Annotated in this window: 15 protein-coding genes; 7 read left to right on the forward strand and 8 right to left on the reverse strand. The window is 64.0% G+C overall.

Going from position 1 to position 17998, the window contains the following annotated elements:
- Positions 1 to 75: 75 nt before the first annotated feature.
- Positions 76 to 336: a DUF7573 domain-containing protein gene (locus GJR99_RS11115; RefSeq protein WP_151112143.1), complete on the forward strand. Its 261-nt coding sequence runs from the start codon at positions 76 to 78 to the stop codon at positions 334 to 336.
- 23 nt (positions 337 to 359) lie between these two features.
- Here the strand turns inward: GJR99_RS11115 and mutL are convergent, their stop codons facing one another.
- Together mutL and mutS are read right to left on the reverse strand one after the other, a co-directional pair.
- Positions 360 to 2012 carry a DNA mismatch repair endonuclease MutL gene (gene mutL, locus GJR99_RS11120; protein WP_151112146.1) on the reverse strand — a complete coding sequence of 551 codons (1653 nt, stop codon included), beginning with the start codon at positions 2010 to 2012 and terminating at the stop codon, positions 360 to 362.
- Positions 2009 to 4831: a DNA mismatch repair protein MutS gene (gene mutS / locus GJR99_RS11125; RefSeq protein ID WP_151112148.1), complete on the reverse strand. Its 2823-nt coding sequence runs from the start codon at positions 4829 to 4831 to the stop codon at positions 2009 to 2011. The genes mutL and mutS overlap by 4 nt, the downstream gene beginning before the upstream one ends.
- Positions 4832 to 5040: 209 nt before the next feature.
- Between mutS and GJR99_RS11130 the strand changes: the two genes are divergently transcribed.
- From GJR99_RS11130 to yciH, 6 genes are all read left to right on the forward strand, one after another.
- Positions 5041 to 5997: an AAA family ATPase gene (locus tag GJR99_RS11130; protein ID WP_151112150.1), complete on the forward strand. Its 957-nt coding sequence runs from the start codon at positions 5041 to 5043 to the stop codon at positions 5995 to 5997.
- Positions 5994 to 7052 (forward strand): DUF58 domain-containing protein, encoded by a 1059-nt coding sequence (locus GJR99_RS11135; RefSeq protein ID WP_151112152.1) that lies wholly within the window; start codon positions 5994 to 5996, stop codon positions 7050 to 7052. The genes GJR99_RS11130 and GJR99_RS11135 overlap by 4 nt, the downstream gene beginning before the upstream one ends.
- Positions 7049 to 9310, forward strand: a complete 2262-nt coding sequence (locus tag GJR99_RS11140) for a transglutaminase TgpA family protein (protein ID WP_151112155.1) — start codon at positions 7049 to 7051, stop codon at positions 9308 to 9310. The genes GJR99_RS11135 and GJR99_RS11140 overlap by 4 nt, the downstream gene beginning before the upstream one ends.
- Before the next feature lie 40 nt (positions 9311 to 9350).
- Positions 9351 to 10559, forward strand: a complete 1209-nt coding sequence (locus tag GJR99_RS11145; protein ID WP_151112157.1) for a DUF7345 domain-containing protein — start codon at positions 9351 to 9353, stop codon at positions 10557 to 10559.
- 147 nt (positions 10560 to 10706) lie between these two features.
- A complete protein-coding gene (locus tag GJR99_RS11150) occupies positions 10707 to 11570 on the forward strand; it encodes a hypothetical protein (RefSeq protein ID WP_191967114.1) in 864 nt (287 codons plus the stop codon).
- 164 nt (positions 11571 to 11734) lie between these two features.
- Entirely contained in the window at positions 11735 to 12028 is a 294-nt protein-coding gene (gene yciH, locus GJR99_RS11155) for a stress response translation initiation inhibitor YciH (protein WP_058570988.1), read from the forward strand.
- Between the two features lie 110 nt (positions 12029 to 12138).
- Here the strand turns inward: yciH and GJR99_RS11160 are convergent, their stop codons facing one another.
- The 6 genes from GJR99_RS11160 to GJR99_RS11185 all read right to left on the reverse strand — a co-directional run bounded on the left by GJR99_RS11160 (position 12139) and on the right by GJR99_RS11185 (position 17920).
- Positions 12139 to 12465, reverse strand: a complete 327-nt coding sequence (locus GJR99_RS11160) for a rhodanese-like domain-containing protein (protein WP_151112159.1) — start codon at positions 12463 to 12465, stop codon at positions 12139 to 12141.
- A gap of 3 nt (positions 12466 to 12468) precedes the next feature.
- A complete protein-coding gene (locus GJR99_RS11165) occupies positions 12469 to 13032 on the reverse strand; it encodes an NUDIX hydrolase (protein ID WP_151112161.1) in 564 nt (187 codons plus the stop codon).
- Positions 13032 to 13550, reverse strand: a complete 519-nt coding sequence (locus tag GJR99_RS11170) for a DUF5809 family protein (protein WP_151112163.1) — start codon at positions 13548 to 13550, stop codon at positions 13032 to 13034. The genes GJR99_RS11165 and GJR99_RS11170 overlap by 1 nt, the downstream gene beginning before the upstream one ends.
- A 24-nt stretch (positions 13551 to 13574) precedes the next feature.
- Complete coding sequence (locus tag GJR99_RS11175) at positions 13575 to 14003, reverse strand: DUF5810 domain-containing protein (RefSeq protein ID WP_151112165.1); 429 nt, start codon at positions 14001 to 14003, stop codon at positions 13575 to 13577.
- A 179-nt stretch (positions 14004 to 14182) separates the two neighbouring features.
- Positions 14183 to 14533, reverse strand: coding sequence for a HalOD1 output domain-containing protein (locus GJR99_RS11180; RefSeq protein ID WP_151112167.1), 351 nt, complete (start codon positions 14531 to 14533; stop codon positions 14183 to 14185).
- A 171-nt stretch (positions 14534 to 14704) separates the two neighbouring features.
- Positions 14705 to 17920: a bacterio-opsin activator domain-containing protein gene (locus tag GJR99_RS11185; protein WP_151113939.1), complete on the reverse strand. Its 3216-nt coding sequence runs from the start codon at positions 17918 to 17920 to the stop codon at positions 14705 to 14707.
- Positions 17921 to 17998 lie beyond the last annotated feature (78 nt).

Raw genomic sequence — 17998 nt, forward strand, 5'->3', positions numbered from 1 at the left:
CGGGGGTATTGATTGTGTGGGTTTCGCACGCCTCGGGTCGGCACCGATAAGGGACGTCCGCCCAGAGAGTGCGTCATGCCGAATCGTTCGCTCGACGACTTCGCCGGCGGCAGCACCGACGAGGAGGCGACGGAAGACGAGAGAGGAGACGCCGAGGAACCAGCGTCCGAGACGACTGGCGAGGCCACACGTTCGGAGTCAGAACCGGACGTAGACACGCTCGCAACCTATCGCTGGACGCCGACGGGAACGACCTGCCCGCAGTGCGGCGACTCGGTCGAAAAGACGTGGCTCGACGACGAGGAGTACGTCTGTGCGGAGTGCAAGGACTGGTGACTGCTCGGTTCGCGCTCTTTTTCCTACTCCTGCCGCCCACTCCGCCGGCCGAACCCCCGCACGAACGTCGATTCGTCGATAGCCAGTATCGTGGGCCGACCGTGCGGACAGGTGTAGGGCGTCTCGCACGACCCGAGACGCTCGACCAGTCGCGTCGCATCCTCGTCCGAGAGGTCGTCACCGGCTTTTATCGACGGATGGCACGCCAGTTCTTTGAGCACCTCGTCTCTCGGGTCGGTCGTGTCGCCGGCGGCAACGTCCGCGACGACGTCGGCCAGTGCGTCGGGTGCGAACGGGCGGCCGAGTGGTGCGGGAACCGCCTCGACGCGATACGTGTCGCCGCCGAACTCGTCGATGCGGAAGCCCAGATTCTCGACGACGCCGCGGTTCGCTTCTAAGAGCGCCGCGTCGGTCGACGTGAGCGACACACTCGCCGGTGGGTCGATGGGGACCGAGTCGATACCCGCCGACTTTGTGGCCGCCTGGAGTCGTTCGTAGTTCACGCGCTCGTGTGCGGCGTGCTGGTCGACGACGAGTAGCTCGTCGCCGGCCTCACAGAGCAGATAGAGACGACGGAATCGGCCGATGACGCGCACGTCGTCGAAGACCGAACTCGCCTCCACGGGGTGGAGCGACGTGTCGAGGTCCATCGACAACTCGCCGCTCCGTCGCAAGTCAGCAGTCGAGAGGGCGTCGCGGACGCTCGCTTCGACTGCCGTCGCGACTGCGTCGGTGTCTCTGAACTCGACGTTCTCTTTCGCTGGATGGACGTTGTGGTCGACCCACGCTGGCGGCAGTGAGACGCGAACGACACCCAGCGGTTCGCGGCCATCCGGAAGGAGCGTCCCGTAGCCGTCGGCCACCGCCCGCTTGACTCGTGCGTCTGCGACGGCGCGGCCGTTGACCGAGACGTGAACGTGGTCGCGTCGCGCACGGGTCACGTCGGGGTAACAGAGCAGTCCGTCGATACCGACGGTGACTGTCTCGCCTGCGGCGGTCACCTGCTGACTCGCGTCGAACGTCGACGCGTGACTCGCGGCGTCGCGGCCGTACACCGCGAGCATCGCGTCGCTGAAGCGGTCCGTGCCGGGCGTCGTGAGCGTCTCGTGTCCGTCGTGTCTGAGGACGAACCGAACGTCCGGTCGGGTGAGCGCGTACCGCGTCACGACTCCTGAGAGACGGGCGAACTCGGTTTTGGCCGACGCGAGCGCCTTCTTTCGGGCGGGTCGGTCGGCGAACAGGTCGGTGACTTCGACCGTCGTTCCACGAGCGCGCCCCGCGGGCGAGACGGTCGGTTCGCCGTCTTCGACCACGACGCGTGTTCCTCGCGGCGTCCCGGTGTTGGTCGTCAGTTCGAGTCTGGCGACGGCGGCGATGCTCGGCAGGGCCTCGCCGCGAAAGCCGAGTGTCTCGACCGTCTCGAGGTCGGCCGCGTCACTCAGTTTGCTCGTCGTGTGGCGTCCGACGGCGAGTTCGGCGTCCGACTCGGACATCCCGTGACCGTCGTCGACGACGCGGATTCGTTCTGTTCCGTCGCCACCGACGTCGATTTCGACCGTCTCGGCGCCGGCGTCGAGCGCGTTCTCGACGAGTTCGACGACGACGCTCGCCGGTCGGGTGACCACCTCTCCGGCGGCGATTTTCGCACGGGTCTCCCGGTCGAGTTGGTGAATCATTCGAGTCTCCGCTTGAGCTCCGAGAGGAGGTTCAGCGCCTCCAACGGCGTCGTATCCACGAGGTCGGCCGCACGGAGTTGGTCGGCGACCGCTCGGGCGACGCGGTCAGCTTCGGAGTCGGGTTCGAGGCCGGTTGCTTCGGAGTCGGATTCGAGGCCGGTTGCTTCGGGGTCGGTTCCGTCGTTCGTGTGCTGGCCGTTCTCCAGTCCATCGACGTAGGCGGCGAGCGTTCCGTCCTGTTGGGGATTGGGTTCGGTGCGGTCTGGACCTGGCCCCGTCTTCGTATATGAACCTTGGTCGGTTGCGGCGTCTGTCGTTTCGTCGGTTGCGGCGTCTGTCGTTTCGTCGGTTGCGGCGTCTGTTGCGGTCGCTGCTGTGTTGGCCTCCACGAGACGTCGCGCACGTTCGACCACGGTCGAAGGAACACCTGCCAGATGGGCGACTTCGACACCGTAGGACGACGAGGATGGGCCGTCGGCGACGCTGTGGAGGAACGTGACGTCGCCGTCGGTCTGCGTGGCGGTGAAGTGGAGGTTGAACACGCCGTCGCGTTCGTCGGCGGTGTCGGTCAGGTCGTGATAGTGAGTCGCGAAGAGCGTCATCGCGCCGACTTCGTCGTGGACGAACTCGGTGGCGGCACGAGCGATAGCGAGACCGTCTGCCGTCGAGGTCCCTCTGCCGACTTCGTCCAAGAGGACGAGCGAGTCGTCGGTGGCGTTGTGGAGAATCTCCGTCAACTCGCTCATCTCGCGCATGAACGTCGATTGCCCGCCGGCGATGTCGTCGGACGCACCGACGCGAGTGAACACGCGGTCGACGACCGGCAGTCGAGCGGCCTTCGCGGGGACGAAACTCCCCATCTGTGCGAGGATGCAGACGAGGGCGACCTGCCGCATGTACGTCGATTTCCCCGACATGTTCGGCCCGGTGATGAGCGCGACCCCACCCTGTGGAAGCGAGATGGGGTTCGGGACGAACTCGTCTTGGGTGCGTTCGACCACGGGATGGCGGCCGGCGTCGATTTCGATACCAGCGTCTCCCTCGGACTCGGGCGACCTCCCGCCGTCGTGGAACGCCGGTCGAACGTAGTCGTTGGCGACGGCCACGTCGGCGAGCGTTCGGAGCACGTCGATGTCGGCGAGCGCGTCTGCGACTGCCTGAATGCGTTCTGACTCCTCGGCGACGTCCGCGCGAACCTCGCAGAACAGGTCGTATTCGAGACTGTCTGCCCGGTCTGCGGCCCGGAGAATCTCGTCTTCGCGCTCTTTCAACTCGGGCGTGTAGAAGCGCTCGGAGTTCTTCAGCGTCTGCCGGCGGACGTAGTCGTCGGGCACCCGGTCGAGGTTGGGGTTCGTCACCTCGATGTAGTAGCCGTGGACCTGATTGTAGCCGACTTCGAGCGAGTCGATACCGGTTCGCTCCTGTTCGTGTGCTTCGAGGTTCGCGACCCACTCGCGGCCGTCTTCGGCCGTCCCTCGAAGTTCGTCGAGTTCGGCGTCGTATCCCGCCGCGATGACGCCGCCGTCGGTAATCTCCTGTGGCGGGTCTTCGACGATCGCACGGCCGATGTGGTCGCGGACGTCTTCGAGTTCGTCCAGCGACTCGCGAAGGTCGGTGAGGAGCCCCGAATCCACGCCAGCGAGCGTCTCCCGAATCTCGGGCACGCGGTCGAGTGTGGTCTTCAGCGAGCGCAGGTCACGGGCGCTGGCGCGCTCACGCGAGATGCGGGCGACGAGTCGTTCGAGGTCGTACACCGACGAGAGAGCGTCGCGGAGGTCTGCCCGCGAGAGTGCGTCGGCGGCGAGGGCATCGACGGCGTCCAATCGCGCGTCGATGGCGTCTCGGTCGACCAGTGGTCGTCGAAGCCACGATTCGAGTCGGCGACGACCGATTGCACAGGCCGTCTCGTCGAGGACCGAAAAGAGGGTACTGCCGGCGCGGGCGCTCCGTGAGTCGAACAGTTCGAGGCTTCGAATCGCCGTCGCGTCGAGTTGGAGGAACTCGCGTGGGTCGAATCGGGTGACGCGCGTGACGTACTCCAGTTTCGTGTCGCCCTGTGCGTACTCGGCGTACGCGAGGAGTGCGCCGACCGCTCGCAGTTCGGCGGGAGAGTCGACCACTGCCTCGGGGCGTGGTGCGTACGCCGACAGCGTCTCACGGGCCGCCTCGGTGTCGAAGGCGTCGGCGTCGAAGGGCGTCTCCATCGGGTCGAACGACAGCGACGGGAGGTCGCAGTCGGGACCGACGACGAGTTCTGCCGGTGCGAGACGCTCCAGTTCTTCGAGTGCGAGTGCGCGGTCTGCGCCCGTGACGAGACATTCGCCAGTCGAGACGTCGACCATCGAGACGCCGTAGGTGTCGCCGTCGCGAGCGACGGCACCGAGGTAGGTCGCCCGTCCCGCTTCGAGGAGTTCTTCGTCGACGACGGTTCCGGGAGTGATGAGTTGCGTGACGGCGCGGTCGACCAATCCCGACGCTTCGGAGGCGTCTTCGACCTGGTCTGCGAGCGCGACTCGATAGCCAGCGTCGAGCAGTCGTTCGAGATAGCCGGCCGCGTTGTCGATGGGGATACCCGCCATCGGCCACGTTCCCGTCGAGTCTTCGCGCTTCGTGAGTGCTACCTCACAGGTCCGCGCGACTGTCTCGGCGGCCCCACAGAACGCCTCGTAGAAATCACCGACCTGAAACAACACGAGGGCGTCGTCGTGCGACTCACAGAGGTCGGCGTACTGCGAGAGCATCGGTGTCAGGTCGTCTCGTACAGCCAGCATCTCTGGCGGTGCGCCGTAGACCGCCTCGCGCTGGACGTCCGCGTTCATATCCGGTACGGGGTTGTCGAACGACAAAAACGCCTGGGAACGCGTTCACGACTCACACCGTCGTGGACGGTCTCTCAGAGTTCGAGACAGTCACGGCAGTGGATGTGGTGTGCACACACCCAGCAACGTTAGGTGTACTGAGCCTATATTACACGACAGAGACCCGTCAGGCCGAAGTCGTACGGCAGACGGGAGATTCCGGAATATCAATGACTGATGTACATGCAGACACCGACATCGACCACGCGCTCTCGGTCGAAGCGGTATCGGACCTCGCCACACGAATCTCTGACAACGTCGAGAAGGTCATCGTCGGCCACCACGACGCGATAGAGGACATCATCGTGACGCTGTTCGCCCGTGGCCACCTCCTCTTAGAGGACGTTCCGGGTGTCGGAAAGACGATGCTCGCACGGGCAATCGCCACCTCCATCGAAGGGTCGTTCGAACGAATCCAATTTACTCCCGACCTCCTCCCGTCGGACGTCACCGGCGTCAACATCTTCAACCAGCAGACGTCGGAGTTCGAATTCCGCAAGGGACCGGTGTTCGGCAACGTCGTGCTCGGTGACGAAATCAATCGTGCGCCGCCGAAGACACAGGCCGCGCTCCTCGAAGTGATGGAAGAACTGCAGGTGACCGTCGATGGAGTCACACGACAGGTTCCCGACCCATTCACCGTCATCGCGACCCAGAACGACGTCGAACCCGACCGAACCTACGACCTGCCGTTGGCCGAACTCGACCGCTTCATGAAGAAGATTCATCTGGGCTATCCGAACGAATCACAGGAGACCGAACTCCTCGGTCGTGTCTCCGGCCACCATCCGATAGAGTCGCTCGAACCAGTCGCGACCTCCGCCGACGTCCGCGACGCTCGTGAGGTCATCCTCGCCGTTGCGGTGAACGAACCCGTTCGGCGATACGTCTCTCGACTCGCGGCCGACACCCGGCAACGGGCGCACCTCGGTGTGAGCCCTCGCGGCTCTATCGCGCTCGTGCGCGCCGCACAGGCCCGTGCCGCACTCGACGCTCGTGACTACGTCGTCCCGGACGACGTCCAACGCGAGATTCGAAGCGTCTGGGCACACCGCATCCGGACGACGACCGGCGACACCGGGAAAGATATCGTCGAACGAGCGCTGGAATACGTCCCGGTCGAATGAGACTCACGGGTCGCGGATGGGTCGGGGTCGTCGTCGTCCTCGTCGGCGTCGCCAACGCCGTGGCGTTCGGCCCTCGCGCACTCAACGCGGTGGTCGTCCCCGTAGCCGTCGCGTTGGTCGTGGGTGCGGTACAGGTCTGGCGTGTCTCACCGCCGCGAGCAGTTCGTGACCCTCCGGAGGACGGATTCCCAGACGAGACTCACACCGTCTCTGTCACTATCGAGGCCGACCGACCGTTTCCCGCGACCGTCTCCGACGCGCTCGCGGATGGCCTCGACGGCGACTCGACGGTCGACGCAGTCGTCGGCGACGGGTCGCTCTCGTACGACGTGACGTATCGCACTCGCGGTCCGGCGACTATCGGCCCCGTGACCATCGTCGCCCACGACCTGTTCGGACTCTTCTCTCGGACGTTCACTGCCGGCGGGAGGACAGAGGTGCTCGTCTTTCCACAGATTGGGTCGCTTTCGACCACCGCAAACCGCGACCTTTCGAGTCTCTCGGACCACCGAACGACGACCCACCGAGGCGAGTTCGACCGCCTGCGCGAGTATACGGCCGGCGACCCCCTCCGCGACATCCACTGGAAGTCGAGCGCGAAGTCGGGTGACCTCGTGGTGAAGTCGTACACGAACCGCACTAACGCCGACGCCGTCAGCGTCTCGGTCGGCAGCGTCGACGGCCGCGAAGACGACGTCGCAGAGGCCGCGGCGACGCTCTCGTGTTCGCTCCTCGACGCCGGCATCCCGGTCCATCTCACGTCGCCGGTCGGTGTCACCGACGCGGGGCCCGAAGAACGACGGCGCGTCCTCGCTCATCTGTCGCGACTCGAATCCGGCGCAGTACCCGACTCGGACGCCGAAGTCGTCGTCCGTGGCGATGCTGGACAGACCTACGTCACGCTCGCCGGACGCGAGACGACGTTCGAGCGACTCCGTGCAAAGTCGGCCTCGAAACCGGACTCGCCTGACGACCTGGCGGATACCACCGCGCAGTACGTCGACGAGAACGTTCTCGGACGGCCCACTGGGCGCAAACGCGGGGTGGGTCGATGAGCACCGAGTCTGTGCGGCGCGGTTCGGCGGCCGCGGACACCGACGCTCGCCACACCGTCGCCGGCGTCCCGGCGAATCTGTTGGCGATGGCCGCGACGCTCGTCCTCCTCGGCGCGTTCCTCTCGGTCCTCTACGACGTGACCGACATCGTCGGCCGGCGCGACCAGTTCCTCCTCGTCGCGGGCGGCGCGCTCGTTCTCGCCACTCTCGTCGGCGTGACGCTCCGGCCACGTGTCGCACTCGTGCTCACCGTGGCGCTCCTCGGCGGTGGGTTCGCGGCGTACTTCTTCTCGCTTCCGACGAGTCAACTCGCGTTGCTCTCTCCCGAGCGACTCCTCAGTGACTCGGTGGCGCTTCTCAGCGGTCTCTCGGCGCTCCGCCTCCTCTCGGCGGACGTGTGGGCACTCGCGGTGACGCCCGCGCCGACGTTCCTCGCGTGGTATCTCGCCGTTCGGGGTCGTATCGCACCTGCCGTCGCCGTCGCCGGGGTCGGTCTCGGACTGTTCGTCCTCACGGGCGACGCCGACGGCCCACTCACGCTCGTCGGCGTCGGCGCGGGGATGGCGGCGATTGGGTTCGACAGTATCGGTCGATTCGGCCGTGACGGTGGGCAACTGGACGTCTTGACGGTCGTCCTCGCGACGATGGTCGTCCTCTCTGCGACGGTCACGGTGCTTCCTGGCGCTGGTGGGTCGCCCATCATCCCGAGTAGTGGTGTCGCCGAACAACCGACTGTCGAGGCCAGTCTCGTGAGCGCGACCGACCGCATCTCCATCGTCGGGAGTATCAGTCTCTCCCCGGAGGTGCGATTCGAAATCGAGAGCACGTCGCCGTCGTACTGGCAAACTGCCTCGTTCGACCGCTACACCGGGTCGGGATGGGTCCGGACCGGAGACGAAGACCCGTACACGGGTGGGCGGTTGGCCGAACCGGAAGGCCCGGCACGAGTCGTCAGGCAGACGGTGACGCCGGCGACGCCCCTCGACGCCATGCCCAGCGCGTGGCGGCCAGTCGCCGTCAGCGGCGATGTCGCAAACGAGACGCTCGTGACACAACAGGGGAACATCAGGCCCTCGCGGACCATCGAGACGGGCGAGAACTTCACCGTGGTGAGTGCCGTCCCACAGTACACCCCCGCGTCGCTCCGTCGGACGGGGACCGACTACCCGGCCGACGTCCGCGAACGATATCTCGCACTGCCAGACAGCACTTCCGACCGCGTCCGTGAGCGGGCCGCAGAGATAACCGCAGACGCGGAGACGCCGTACGACAAGGCAGTCGCTATCGAGAACTGGCTGGAAGCGAACAAGGAGTACTCACTGCAGGTGTCGCGGCCGGAGGGTGACATCGCCGAGTCGTTCCTCTTCGAGATGGACGCGGGCTACTGTACCTACTACGCTTCGACGATGGTCGTCCTCTTGCGGTCCGAGGGCGTCCCCGCACGGTTCGTCACCGGATACACGACTGGCGAACCCGTCGGCGACGACCGATACGTCGTCCGCGGACTCGACTCGCACGCGTGGGTCGAAGTGTACTTCGAAGACACTGGCTGGGTCCGGTTCGACCCAACCCCTGCAGGCCCACGACAGGAGGCCGAGTCGTCGACGCTCGCAGACGCCCGAGACGACGGTCAAGGGGGCGTCGACACCAACGAGACGGCGGACGCTGCTGCGGCGGCCGCCAACGAGACAGAGACACCCTCCTCGACTGCAGAGGAAGAACCGGAACCGAACGAGACGCAAACTGAGACGAACGTGACGCCACAAACCGGTCTCGGACCGGGGATTGCGGAACGACTCGGTAACGCGCCGTCAGCAGTGAACGAATCTACCGGAGGTGGGGGACTCGTGCCGGAGTTACCGTCACGCGAGACGCTCTTCGTCGGCCTCGCAGCCGTCGTCGGCGTTGCCGCAGGCGTTCGCCGGACGAAACTGCCGGCACAACTTCGATGGGCGACCGTCGCGTTCTATCAACGACCGACAGACGACCCGAGACACGACGTGCGCCGCGCGTACGACCGTCTCGAACTCGTCCTCGAACGGGAGTACCGACCGCGACGGCCCGGTGAGACGGTCCGCCACTATCTCGACGCACTCTCTCGTGTCGGGGTCGACGAGCGCACTCGCCGCGTCGCCGGCATCTACGAACGCGCGCAGTACGGCCACGGCGTCACTCGTGCGGACGCCGACGAAGTGATGGCCGTCGCCGACCGGGCGGTCAGGTCACGCCTTCCGGTCGTCAGACGCTGGTCGGACTGAACCGCTTTACTTTTTCAGTGTGCGCTCACACAAGTGACCAATGGCGACGAGAGACGCCGTCCCCGCACTACTATGCATCCTGCTGTGTGTGCTTGCCGTGGTCACTCCAGCCGCGGCCGCACAAGATGGGTCTGCCGCCGGTCCCGGCGTCGACCCACTCGTTCAACAGGGTGTCGAACCGGATAGCACTCGCATCGTCGTCGACGTCGAGTCCGATGGCTCCGCCCGGTGGGAGATTCAGTATTGGACCCGACTCGACGACGAAAACACGACCGAGGCATTCCAATCGCTTCGCGACGACGTTCGAGCGAACCCAGACGACTACACGTCGGCGTTCGAGAGCAGAATCGCCGATACGGTGTCGGCCGCCGAGAACTCCACTGGCCGCGAGATGGCAGCGACGAACGTCTCTGTCTCGGCCGAGTCACGCTCACTGCCGGATAGTTTCGGCGTCGTCACCTACTCGTTCGAGTGGTCGAACTTCGCGGCCGTCGACGGCGACAGACTCGTCGTCGGCGACGCAATCGAGGGCTTCTTCCTCGATTCGAACTCCCGGCTCATCCTCTCGTGGCCCGAGGAGTACGGGACCGTGACCGTCGAACCCACCGCCGACGAGACGCGTGAGAACACCGTCATCTGGCGTGGGTCCGAGACGGAGTTCGTCTCGGGTGAACCTCGCGTCGTCGTCGAAGTCGGCGCGGGCGGTGGCGGAACCGCGGCAACTGCGACCACAGACGACGCCGGCGACACGCCGTCGTCCGGCGACGACCCGTTCCCCACGACGACTGCGCTCGCAGTACTCGCCGTCTTAGCGGTCATGCTCGTCGGCGGTGTCTTCTACCTCCGGTCGCGCGGCGTCATCGGCGACGAAGACGACGGCTACGAGGTCGTCTCCGAATCGACGGGAAGCGCTGTCGAGACGACTCCGGAAGACGTCGAATCCGGTACTGAAGTCGCTGAACCGTCCCCGGACGAAGACACGACAGAGACTGAGACCGACGACGACGAGGCTGCCGAAGACGTGCCACCCGAACTCCTCAGCAACGAAGAGCGCGTCCTGCGTCTCATCGAGTCTCGCGGCGGCCGAATCAAACAGCAAGAGGTCGCCGGTGCGCTCGACTGGACCGACGCGAAGACGAGCAAGGTGGTCCGTGGCATGCGCGACGAAGGTGTCATCGAAGGCTTCCGACTCGGCCGTGAGAACGTCCTCCGTCTCCCGGAAGAAGACGACGAGTCCGAAGACGTATAAATATCTTACGACCGTTTACGTCGTTCAATGGGTCGTAATCGGCAGACTGCGGCGCATTCGTTCGAGGGAGAGAACTGCCGTTGAATCGAGTTGATTCGCGGGGACGACCGCCCGTTTATATCCGAACATAGGCAGTAGAGGTACGTAATGAGTCGACGAATTGCCGTGCTCGCCGTCGTCGCGACCGTCCTCCTGGCGACGTTCGGCGCACCGCTCGCACTTGCCTCTCCAACTAGCCCGGTCGCCCCGGCCTTCGTAGACGGCGATGGCCACGTTCCCGCCGCAGATAACGACACTGCTGCAAACTCGACTGCGAACGCCACGCCGCCGGGTCAGAAACTCGCCGGCGTCATCGGAGTTCAGGGCTCCGAGACCGACGGTGAACTCGAACGCCGAACGTTCGAGACACGGTTCCAAAAGGCGAACTCGAACGCCTCCAAGGCGGCAGTCGTCGCTGGACAGGTCGAAACCGTCCGTGACCGACTCACCGAACTCGAACAGCAGAGAGACCAACTCCAAGCAGCACGCGAAAACGGCTCTCTCTCCGAGGGTGCCTACCGTGTGAAGATGACGCGGACCGTCGCCAATATCGAGCGCACGAAGTCCATGCTGAACCGGACTGCGGACGCCGCTTCGTCCGTCCCTGCCGAGGACCTCCGCGCCAACGGTGTCGAGACGGCCGAACTCGACAGGCTTCGTGAGTCTGCAAACGAACTCGCCGGCCCAGACGTCGCGGCAATCGCACGTGACCTCGCCGGTGAGAACCCCGGAAAAGGACTGGAGAAAGCGACGAACCGTCGGTCGGACAACGAGACGTCCGAATCGGAACGCAACGGTGGGTCCAACTCGCCGTCCGATAACCAGTCCGAAAACGGGAGTGAGGGCCGCTCTGGGTCGAACGGCGCAGACAGTGCCAACACCGGTTCAGACAGTCCATCCGGTGACGACAACGCGAGCGAGAAGCGAGCCAACGAGCTCGTCGCGTTCCTCTTCGCTCTCGGCACCTGGTGAACTGACCGTCCGCAGGTCGAAACTGCGACTGTCTCTGCCTCTGCCTCTCCGTTCGAGTTCGACTGCCGAGCGACGAGTCTGCTGAGTACCCCCCCAACTTGGGTCGGCTGTGTCCCGAAGTCCCGATACTGTTTAATATCCCCATCCTGTAGTCCCACACTGTAATGTCGGAAGTCTGCTCGACGTGCGGGCTGCCTCAAGAGCTCTGCGTCTGTGAGGACGTCGCAAAAGAGTCTCAGGAGATAGTCATCCGCATCGACGAGCGCCGCTACGGAAAAGAGGTTACAGTTATCGAGGGATTCGACCCGAAGGACGTCGACATGGATAGCCTGTCGTCGGACCTCAAGTCGAAATTCGCCTGTGGTGGAACCGTGGAAGACGATTCCATCGAACTCCAAGGCAACCACCGCGGCCGCGTGGAGGATTTCCTCCGCGAAAAGGGGTTCAACGTCGCGTGACCGCCCTCTGACTTAGCCCGGCGTCGAGTACTTTTTGGGAACGAAACCCTCTGTGAGCGACTGCGTCAGGTTCTGTGCGTCAGGTTCTGCGACTGCGGTACCAGTACCAGCTACTCCTCGAGGTCGCTCTCGACCGGACCGTCCCACGCGTTCATCCCACCGACCATACTCTCGATTCGTGCGTCTTTGGTCCCTTCGTACGACGAGAGGAGACGAACCGCCTGAATACTCGCTTCTCCGCGTGGACAGACGGTGACGATGTGTGCTGCACCGCTGATTCGACCGAGGTGCGAGACGAGGTCGTTCAGTGGGACGTTTATGCTGCCGGGGATGTGTCCGATAGTGAACTCTGCTTCCGTACTCACGTCGACGACGAGCGGTGGGTCCTCGTCGTCGAGCAGTGTTTCGACCTCTGCGGGGGTGATTTCACGGACCATCGGCTACAGTACTCCTTCGTTGCGCGCGAGAAGAACTCCTTCGACGGTGGCGTCGTTCGTCGGCGGTTCGACCGCCCGGTCGATGGCCTCCTCGACGGGGAGCGCACGGACCGAGAGGAACTCGTTGTCGTCTAACTTGCGTTCGACCGGAGTCAGTCCTTCCGCGAAGACGAAGCCACGTCGGTGTCGCAGCAGTCCGGTCGTACACCAGACGTCGCCGAGCAGTGACACCGAACTCGCCTCGAAGCCTGTCTCTTCGCGGAGTTCGCGTGTCGCGGCGTCCGTGAACGACTCACCACGCTCGACGATGCCAGCAGGGAGTTCGAGTTGCGTCTGCCGGATGTTCGGCCGGTACTGTTCGACGAAGACGACGTGGTCGTCGGTGACGGCGACGACGACGACTGCCGACGCGAGTTCGGCCCAGTAGTACCGCTTCGTCGACCCGTCGGGTTGTTCGACGAGGTCGTACCCACCGGTGAACCATCCCGTCTCGTACTCGATTTCGGTTTCGAGGACTGGCCACTCTGGGTCGGGAAGACGCTCGTGTCTTCGTCCGTCGTCGACCATCAGTCGTCGCCTCCGCCGTCTGCGTCAGTAGATTCGTCACCTGCGGCTGTGCTGGTCGTCTCGTCACCTGCGTCTGCGCCGGTCGGCGCGTCTTCGTCTCCGAGAATCGCGTCGCGGTAGACCCGGCCGAACGCGTTGCGGCGGAGGGTGCTGATTGCGGCGTCGCGTTCGTTTTGGAACGTGGTGGCGAGGACCGTCTCGGCGAACGGAATCGGATGCCACGCGACGCGCTCGACGTCGGGGTTGCCCAGTTCGACCACCTCGTACTCCGGGTGGTCTTCACACCAGGTGTCGAACTCGGTGCGGGACCCGACGGTCACGGTCAACGACTCGGCAAACAGCGCGTTCCGGACGGTTTCGACGACGTCACCAGTCACGCGTTCGCGATACTCCTCGCGGTCGAACTCCATCGCTTTGGCCGTCTCTCTGACGACTACTTGCGCCGTCGGGCCGAAACGGTCGAACGCGTCTTCGGCCGCGGCGAGCGTCGCAGGAGAAATCGTCCCGTGGGTTTCCATCGCCCGCCGATTCGAGGCCTAGGCTTACGACTCTTTCTCGTCGGCGTCGTCGGCCGGTTCTTTGGCTTCGGATTCGTCCGTGTCGCCCTCCTCGCTTTCGTACATCTCTCGCGTGAGGTCTCTCGCTTCTTCGAAGACGCGTGCGGCGTCACCAGAGAGCGATTGTGACCCACTTTGTCCACCGAACTGGTGCTGCTCGTGGTCGTGGTCGTGGCCGTGACCGTGTGTACGGTCCACCGTATCTTCGAACACCTCGTCGAATTCGCGTTCCACCGCGAGTTCAGCGAGGATCGGTCCGAGTCCGTCGGCGTTCATCGTGTCCCAGTCGGGTGCGTGTTCGTCGAGCCACGTCTCGTGGGCGTCGCTGTGGACGATGGCTTGGAGCGCCATGTGGTTCGCGAGATGTGTCTCGTCACGTTGTGGTGCGTCACAGACCGGACAGGCGTATCCCATACGCTCCGATAGCGCGTGAGTGTACCAAAATGCGTCGCAGTCGACTAGAAGGGGAATGGTGTGGCCGCGGTGTTCGCACATGGTGGTGGGGGAGGCGAACTGCCGACGAGCGGCCACTTCCGCTTCGTGTGGTGATGGTGGTGGTGGTGGTGGTGTGGTGAGATTGACTCTCGAAGTCGTCACGCAGACTTCACGATGACCGTCCCGTCGGCCCAAACGGTCAGATCGCAGGCAGCGTACCTGAACCGGACAGTAGCGTGTGGTGGGCGCATCGACCCACGCTCTGAGTCTTCGCCCGCGGCCGTTGCCCGGGCCGGCTGAGCGAAGAGTCGATCGAGCGCCTCTGGGTTGATGACATCCGACAATGGTGGAAGGTCGATTGCGTCAACAGCTTTCAACTGGGAGACCGCAGTGACGATAGTCACGGCGAGTGTGTCCCGTCCACCCCAGTTGTGTCGAGCGACGACCTCTTTGGTCGTGCCAGTGTTCCATCCAACGGTGTTGCCCTCAGACACGCGAGTTTCGTCCATGGTTCGGTTCGCGTCGGCGTCTTGCCGACAAGGTCACAAACAACGGTGTGTGATATATGACTCGTTGCTACGTGCCTAGTAGTGTGAGTAGTGTCCTCTCTAGGTACCTAGAGGATTTACTGAGACGCAGTTGGTATTAGAACAATATCTGGGATGTAATCGGTATCCCGGTCAGTCGAAGACGCTCTCGACGAGTTTTCGTTCCGCGGCGCGGAGGTGGTACTGGTACGTCGGCGCACTGATATCGAACGTCCCCGCGAGTGCTTCTGCAGTACTGCGTCGGGGCCACTCGAAGAATCCGGCGAAGTAGGCTGCTCGAATCGCCTCGTACTGACGGTCTGTCCACGCGTCGCGCATCTTCCACTGGAACGTCTTCGGAGCCTCTGCCCCGTCTGTGAGTGTCCGACGTGAGAGGAGATTCGTCCCTGGGTAGTCCGAATCGAGTGTATCGACGAACGAGCGGACCCGGACTCGCTCTGGGACGTCGACGGTGAGTGTGGTTTGGTCTCCCACCGAGTGGAGTTCGCGGAGTACTCCTTCGGAGGCGTACAGCGTCTCGAACAGTGACTCACGCGGGAGGCGGAGCTCGAAGAGGTTCCCCGACTCGTCTTCCGAGAGCAGTCGGGCACCCGTCGCAACGTCGCACCCAGCCTCGAGGACGGCGTCGGGTTCCGCGTCGGTGATGATGAACGCGATGACCGACCCATCAGACTTGGGAATGACGCCGGTGAGTTCGACGCTGTGGTCGACAGAGCGTGCCAGACGCGCCAGTGAGAGTCGGTCGTCACCGAGTTGAACCTGTATCCGTGTTTTCCGCTCTGTCAGCATCGCACCTGCGCGCTTCGTGGTCGCGAGCGCGTAGCCGACTGTATCACCTAACTCGGAGATGAGTCCGCCCTCGTCCGCCAACACAGTCGCATTCGCCACGTGGACCACGAACAGCGCTTCGACCCGGTTGTCCGCAACTGCAGGGATGACCGCAATCGACCGGAACCCGTAGGTGAGTGCGTCACCCCGGTGGTCTGCCCACGCCGGGTCGTTGAGAACGTCTTCGACCACCTGCATCGATTGCGACGCAATCGCGGCTTCGAGGAGTGACGACATCGGTTCGGACCCTGCCACCTCACCGATTCTGTCGATGTAGGCGGGGTCAGCGCCGTGAACCTCACCGGGTGTCGGGGAGAACCCACCGTCGAACTCGTCGGGGTCGACGTGCCAGACGACCGAGTACGGGTCGGACTCGGCGAGCAGTTTGCCAACCGCAGAGAGGGCGTCGCTGTGTGTCGGCGCTCGGATGAGCGACTTGTTGATGCTCCGGATGGTCTTGTTCACCTCGTCGAGTCTCGTGAGCACTTCGTTCTGCTCTGCGAGGCGGCGGTCACGTTCGCGCAACTCGGACTCTGCGTCGATTCGTTCGAGCAACTCTTCGACGGTGGCGACGAGCAGGTTCACGAGTTTGACGTCCACCTCGGTCGGTGCGACGGTCCCTGGGTGACCGGTGACGAGGACGCCGTACCGACCAATCGGTGCGGCGATGACTCGCTCGACACCCTTGACGAGACCACCGTCTGGAGCGATTTCGACGACGGAGACTTCACCAGAGACGAACGCGTCCCAGACGCCGCCTTCGGTTAGCCCGTTTGCGATTGGTTTGTCTCCGAGGCCCGTCCCTGCTTCACCGACTCGCGTGAGTGCCGTCTGGGACTCGTCGAAGACGAACAGTTCGGTTCGCGCGTCTCCGAGGACTTCGTCACAGGCAGCGACAGCGTCGGCAAAGACGGTCTCGCGGTCTGTGGCGCTCATCATCTCGCGCGTCCGTTTGTGGAGTATCGCCAACAACCGTTCGTACCGGTGTCGTTGCGTCACGTCGCGGAGGACGCCGACAGACCCGATTTCTTCGTCGCCGATGACAAGCGGTGTTCGGTGGTTCTCGACGCGGACCGTCTCGTCCCCGGAGACGTTGAGCTCGAACTCGACGGTTTGACTCCCCGTCGCCGCGAACGCGTCGCCGCTGTCTGTCGCTCCCAGACTATCGACGAGGAGACTCGCTGACGACCCGAGTACCGCGTCACGTTCGAGTCCGGTGAGTCGCTCGAACGCCGGGTTGACCGCAGTGAACCGTCCTTCCGTGTCCAGTGCGTAGACGGCGTCGGCCACTCCTTTGAGCATCAGGCCGTACTGTTCGATTTCTGTCTCCCGTTCGTGTCGTTCTGTGATGTCGGTGAAGTAGACCGAAAGCCCGGTCTCCGAGGGGTACGCCTTGATGTTGTACCACGTCTCGCTGTTCTCGGAGAACGCTTCGAACTCTTTGGTCTCCTGTGTCTGCATCGCTTCTGTGAACTCCTGCCGGAATCCACCCGAATCGGGCGTGAGGTCCCACATCTTGCGGCCGAACAGGTCTCCCGCAGGTTCGCGGAGGAGGCGTTCTGCCTCTGCGTTGACGTAGGTGAGACTCCAGTCGGTATCGAACGCGACGACCGCTTCGTCGATTCGCCCCAACACTTCAGAGAGTGCGTTTTTGAGTTGGTTGCGCTCGGCCGCCGCGCCGATGACGGCCGCGACGTTTTCGAGGAAGAGGACGTCTTCTGCGACGAACTGACCGGGTTCGAACGCTTGGGCACCGATGACCCCCCATCGACTTGCATCGCCTCCCACAGAGGTGCTAATTCCGCTTCGGAACCCCGTTGAATCGAACTCCTTGGAGTGGTCGAACCGGTCGTCGTCGTCGAAGTCGTCGACGACGATAGAGTGACCCCGTTGGTACGACTGCGCCGCCTGCGTGTTCTCACTGGCAGTGACGTGCCGGTTGACGTGTTTCGACGCCCACCCGGTTCCGGCGGCGACGCGGAACGTCTCGGGTTCGTCGAGTCGTTCGAGAATCGAGACGGAGTCGGCTTCGAGAACGCCGCTGACGCGCTCGACCGCGAGTTGGAGTACGTCGTCGAGATTGGCCGTCGTCAGTGCACGCGTCCCCAGTTCAGAGACGACGCGCTGCTGTTCTAAACGGGCGCGATTCGACTGTTCGACGTAACTGTCTTCGATGGCTTTCTGGACACGAAACGCGAGCCACGAGAACGCTTCGCCGTCGAGCTCGCGGATACAGTAATCGGTCGCTCCTGCGTTCACGGAATCTCGAACGAACTCCTGGTCGTCGGCGGCGACGACGATAGGCAGCGTCGAATCGCTTTCGCGGACGCTTCGAACGAACGAGAGGCCGTCGTCGCCTGGGACCGGTGCTGTCAGGACGACGCAGCGAATATCGTCACTCGACGCGAGGAGTTCTGCGCGGGCGGACCCCGTATCGCGGACGTGCCGGATCGTGAGGTCTGCCGAGATGGTCCCGAGTGACGAGTTGAGCGAGTCTACGAAGTTCCCGTCGTCGCTCACACACAGGACCGTACTGAACGGTGACACAGCCGAATTACGGGCGTGAGTGTGATAAGTACTCCCACAGCAGTCCAGAGG

Source organism: Haloferax marinum (assembly GCF_009674625.1).
GTDB lineage: Archaea > Halobacteriota > Halobacteria > Halobacteriales > Haloferacaceae > Haloferax > Haloferax marinum.

Coding starts and splice junctions, on each gene's coding strand:
- GJR99_RS11170 (WP_151112163.1), bottom strand. CDS start 13,550: ATGGAAACCCACGGGACGATTTCTCCTGCGACGCTCGCCGCGGCCGAA.
- mutS (WP_151112148.1), bottom strand. CDS start 4,831: ATGAACGCGGACGTCCAGCGCGAGGCGGTCTACGGCGCACCGCCAGAG.
- GJR99_RS11145 (WP_151112157.1), top strand. CDS start 9,351: ATGGCGACGAGAGACGCCGTCCCCGCACTACTATGCATCCTGCTGTGT.
- yciH (WP_058570988.1), top strand. CDS start 11,735: ATGTCGGAAGTCTGCTCGACGTGCGGGCTGCCTCAAGAGCTCTGCGTC.
- GJR99_RS11150 (WP_191967114.1), top strand. CDS start 10,707: ATGAGTCGACGAATTGCCGTGCTCGCCGTCGTCGCGACCGTCCTCCTG.
- GJR99_RS11175 (WP_151112165.1), bottom strand. CDS start 14,003: ATGGGATACGCCTGTCCGGTCTGTGACGCACCACAACGTGACGAGACA.
- mutL (WP_151112146.1), bottom strand. CDS start 2,012: ATGATTCACCAACTCGACCGGGAGACCCGTGCGAAAATCGCCGCCGGA.
- GJR99_RS11160 (WP_151112159.1), bottom strand. CDS start 12,465: ATGGTCCGTGAAATCACCCCCGCAGAGGTCGAAACACTGCTCGACGAC.
- GJR99_RS11140 (WP_151112155.1), top strand. CDS start 7,049: ATGAGCACCGAGTCTGTGCGGCGCGGTTCGGCGGCCGCGGACACCGAC.
- GJR99_RS11115 (WP_151112143.1), top strand. CDS start 76: ATGCCGAATCGTTCGCTCGACGACTTCGCCGGCGGCAGCACCGACGAG.
- GJR99_RS11180 (WP_151112167.1), bottom strand. CDS start 14,533: ATGGACGAAACTCGCGTGTCTGAGGGCAACACCGTTGGATGGAACACT.
- GJR99_RS11165 (WP_151112161.1), bottom strand. CDS start 13,032: ATGGTCGACGACGGACGAAGACACGAGCGTCTTCCCGACCCAGAGTGG.
- GJR99_RS11135 (WP_151112152.1), top strand. CDS start 5,994: ATGAGACTCACGGGTCGCGGATGGGTCGGGGTCGTCGTCGTCCTCGTC.
- GJR99_RS11130 (WP_151112150.1), top strand. CDS start 5,041: ATGACTGATGTACATGCAGACACCGACATCGACCACGCGCTCTCGGTC.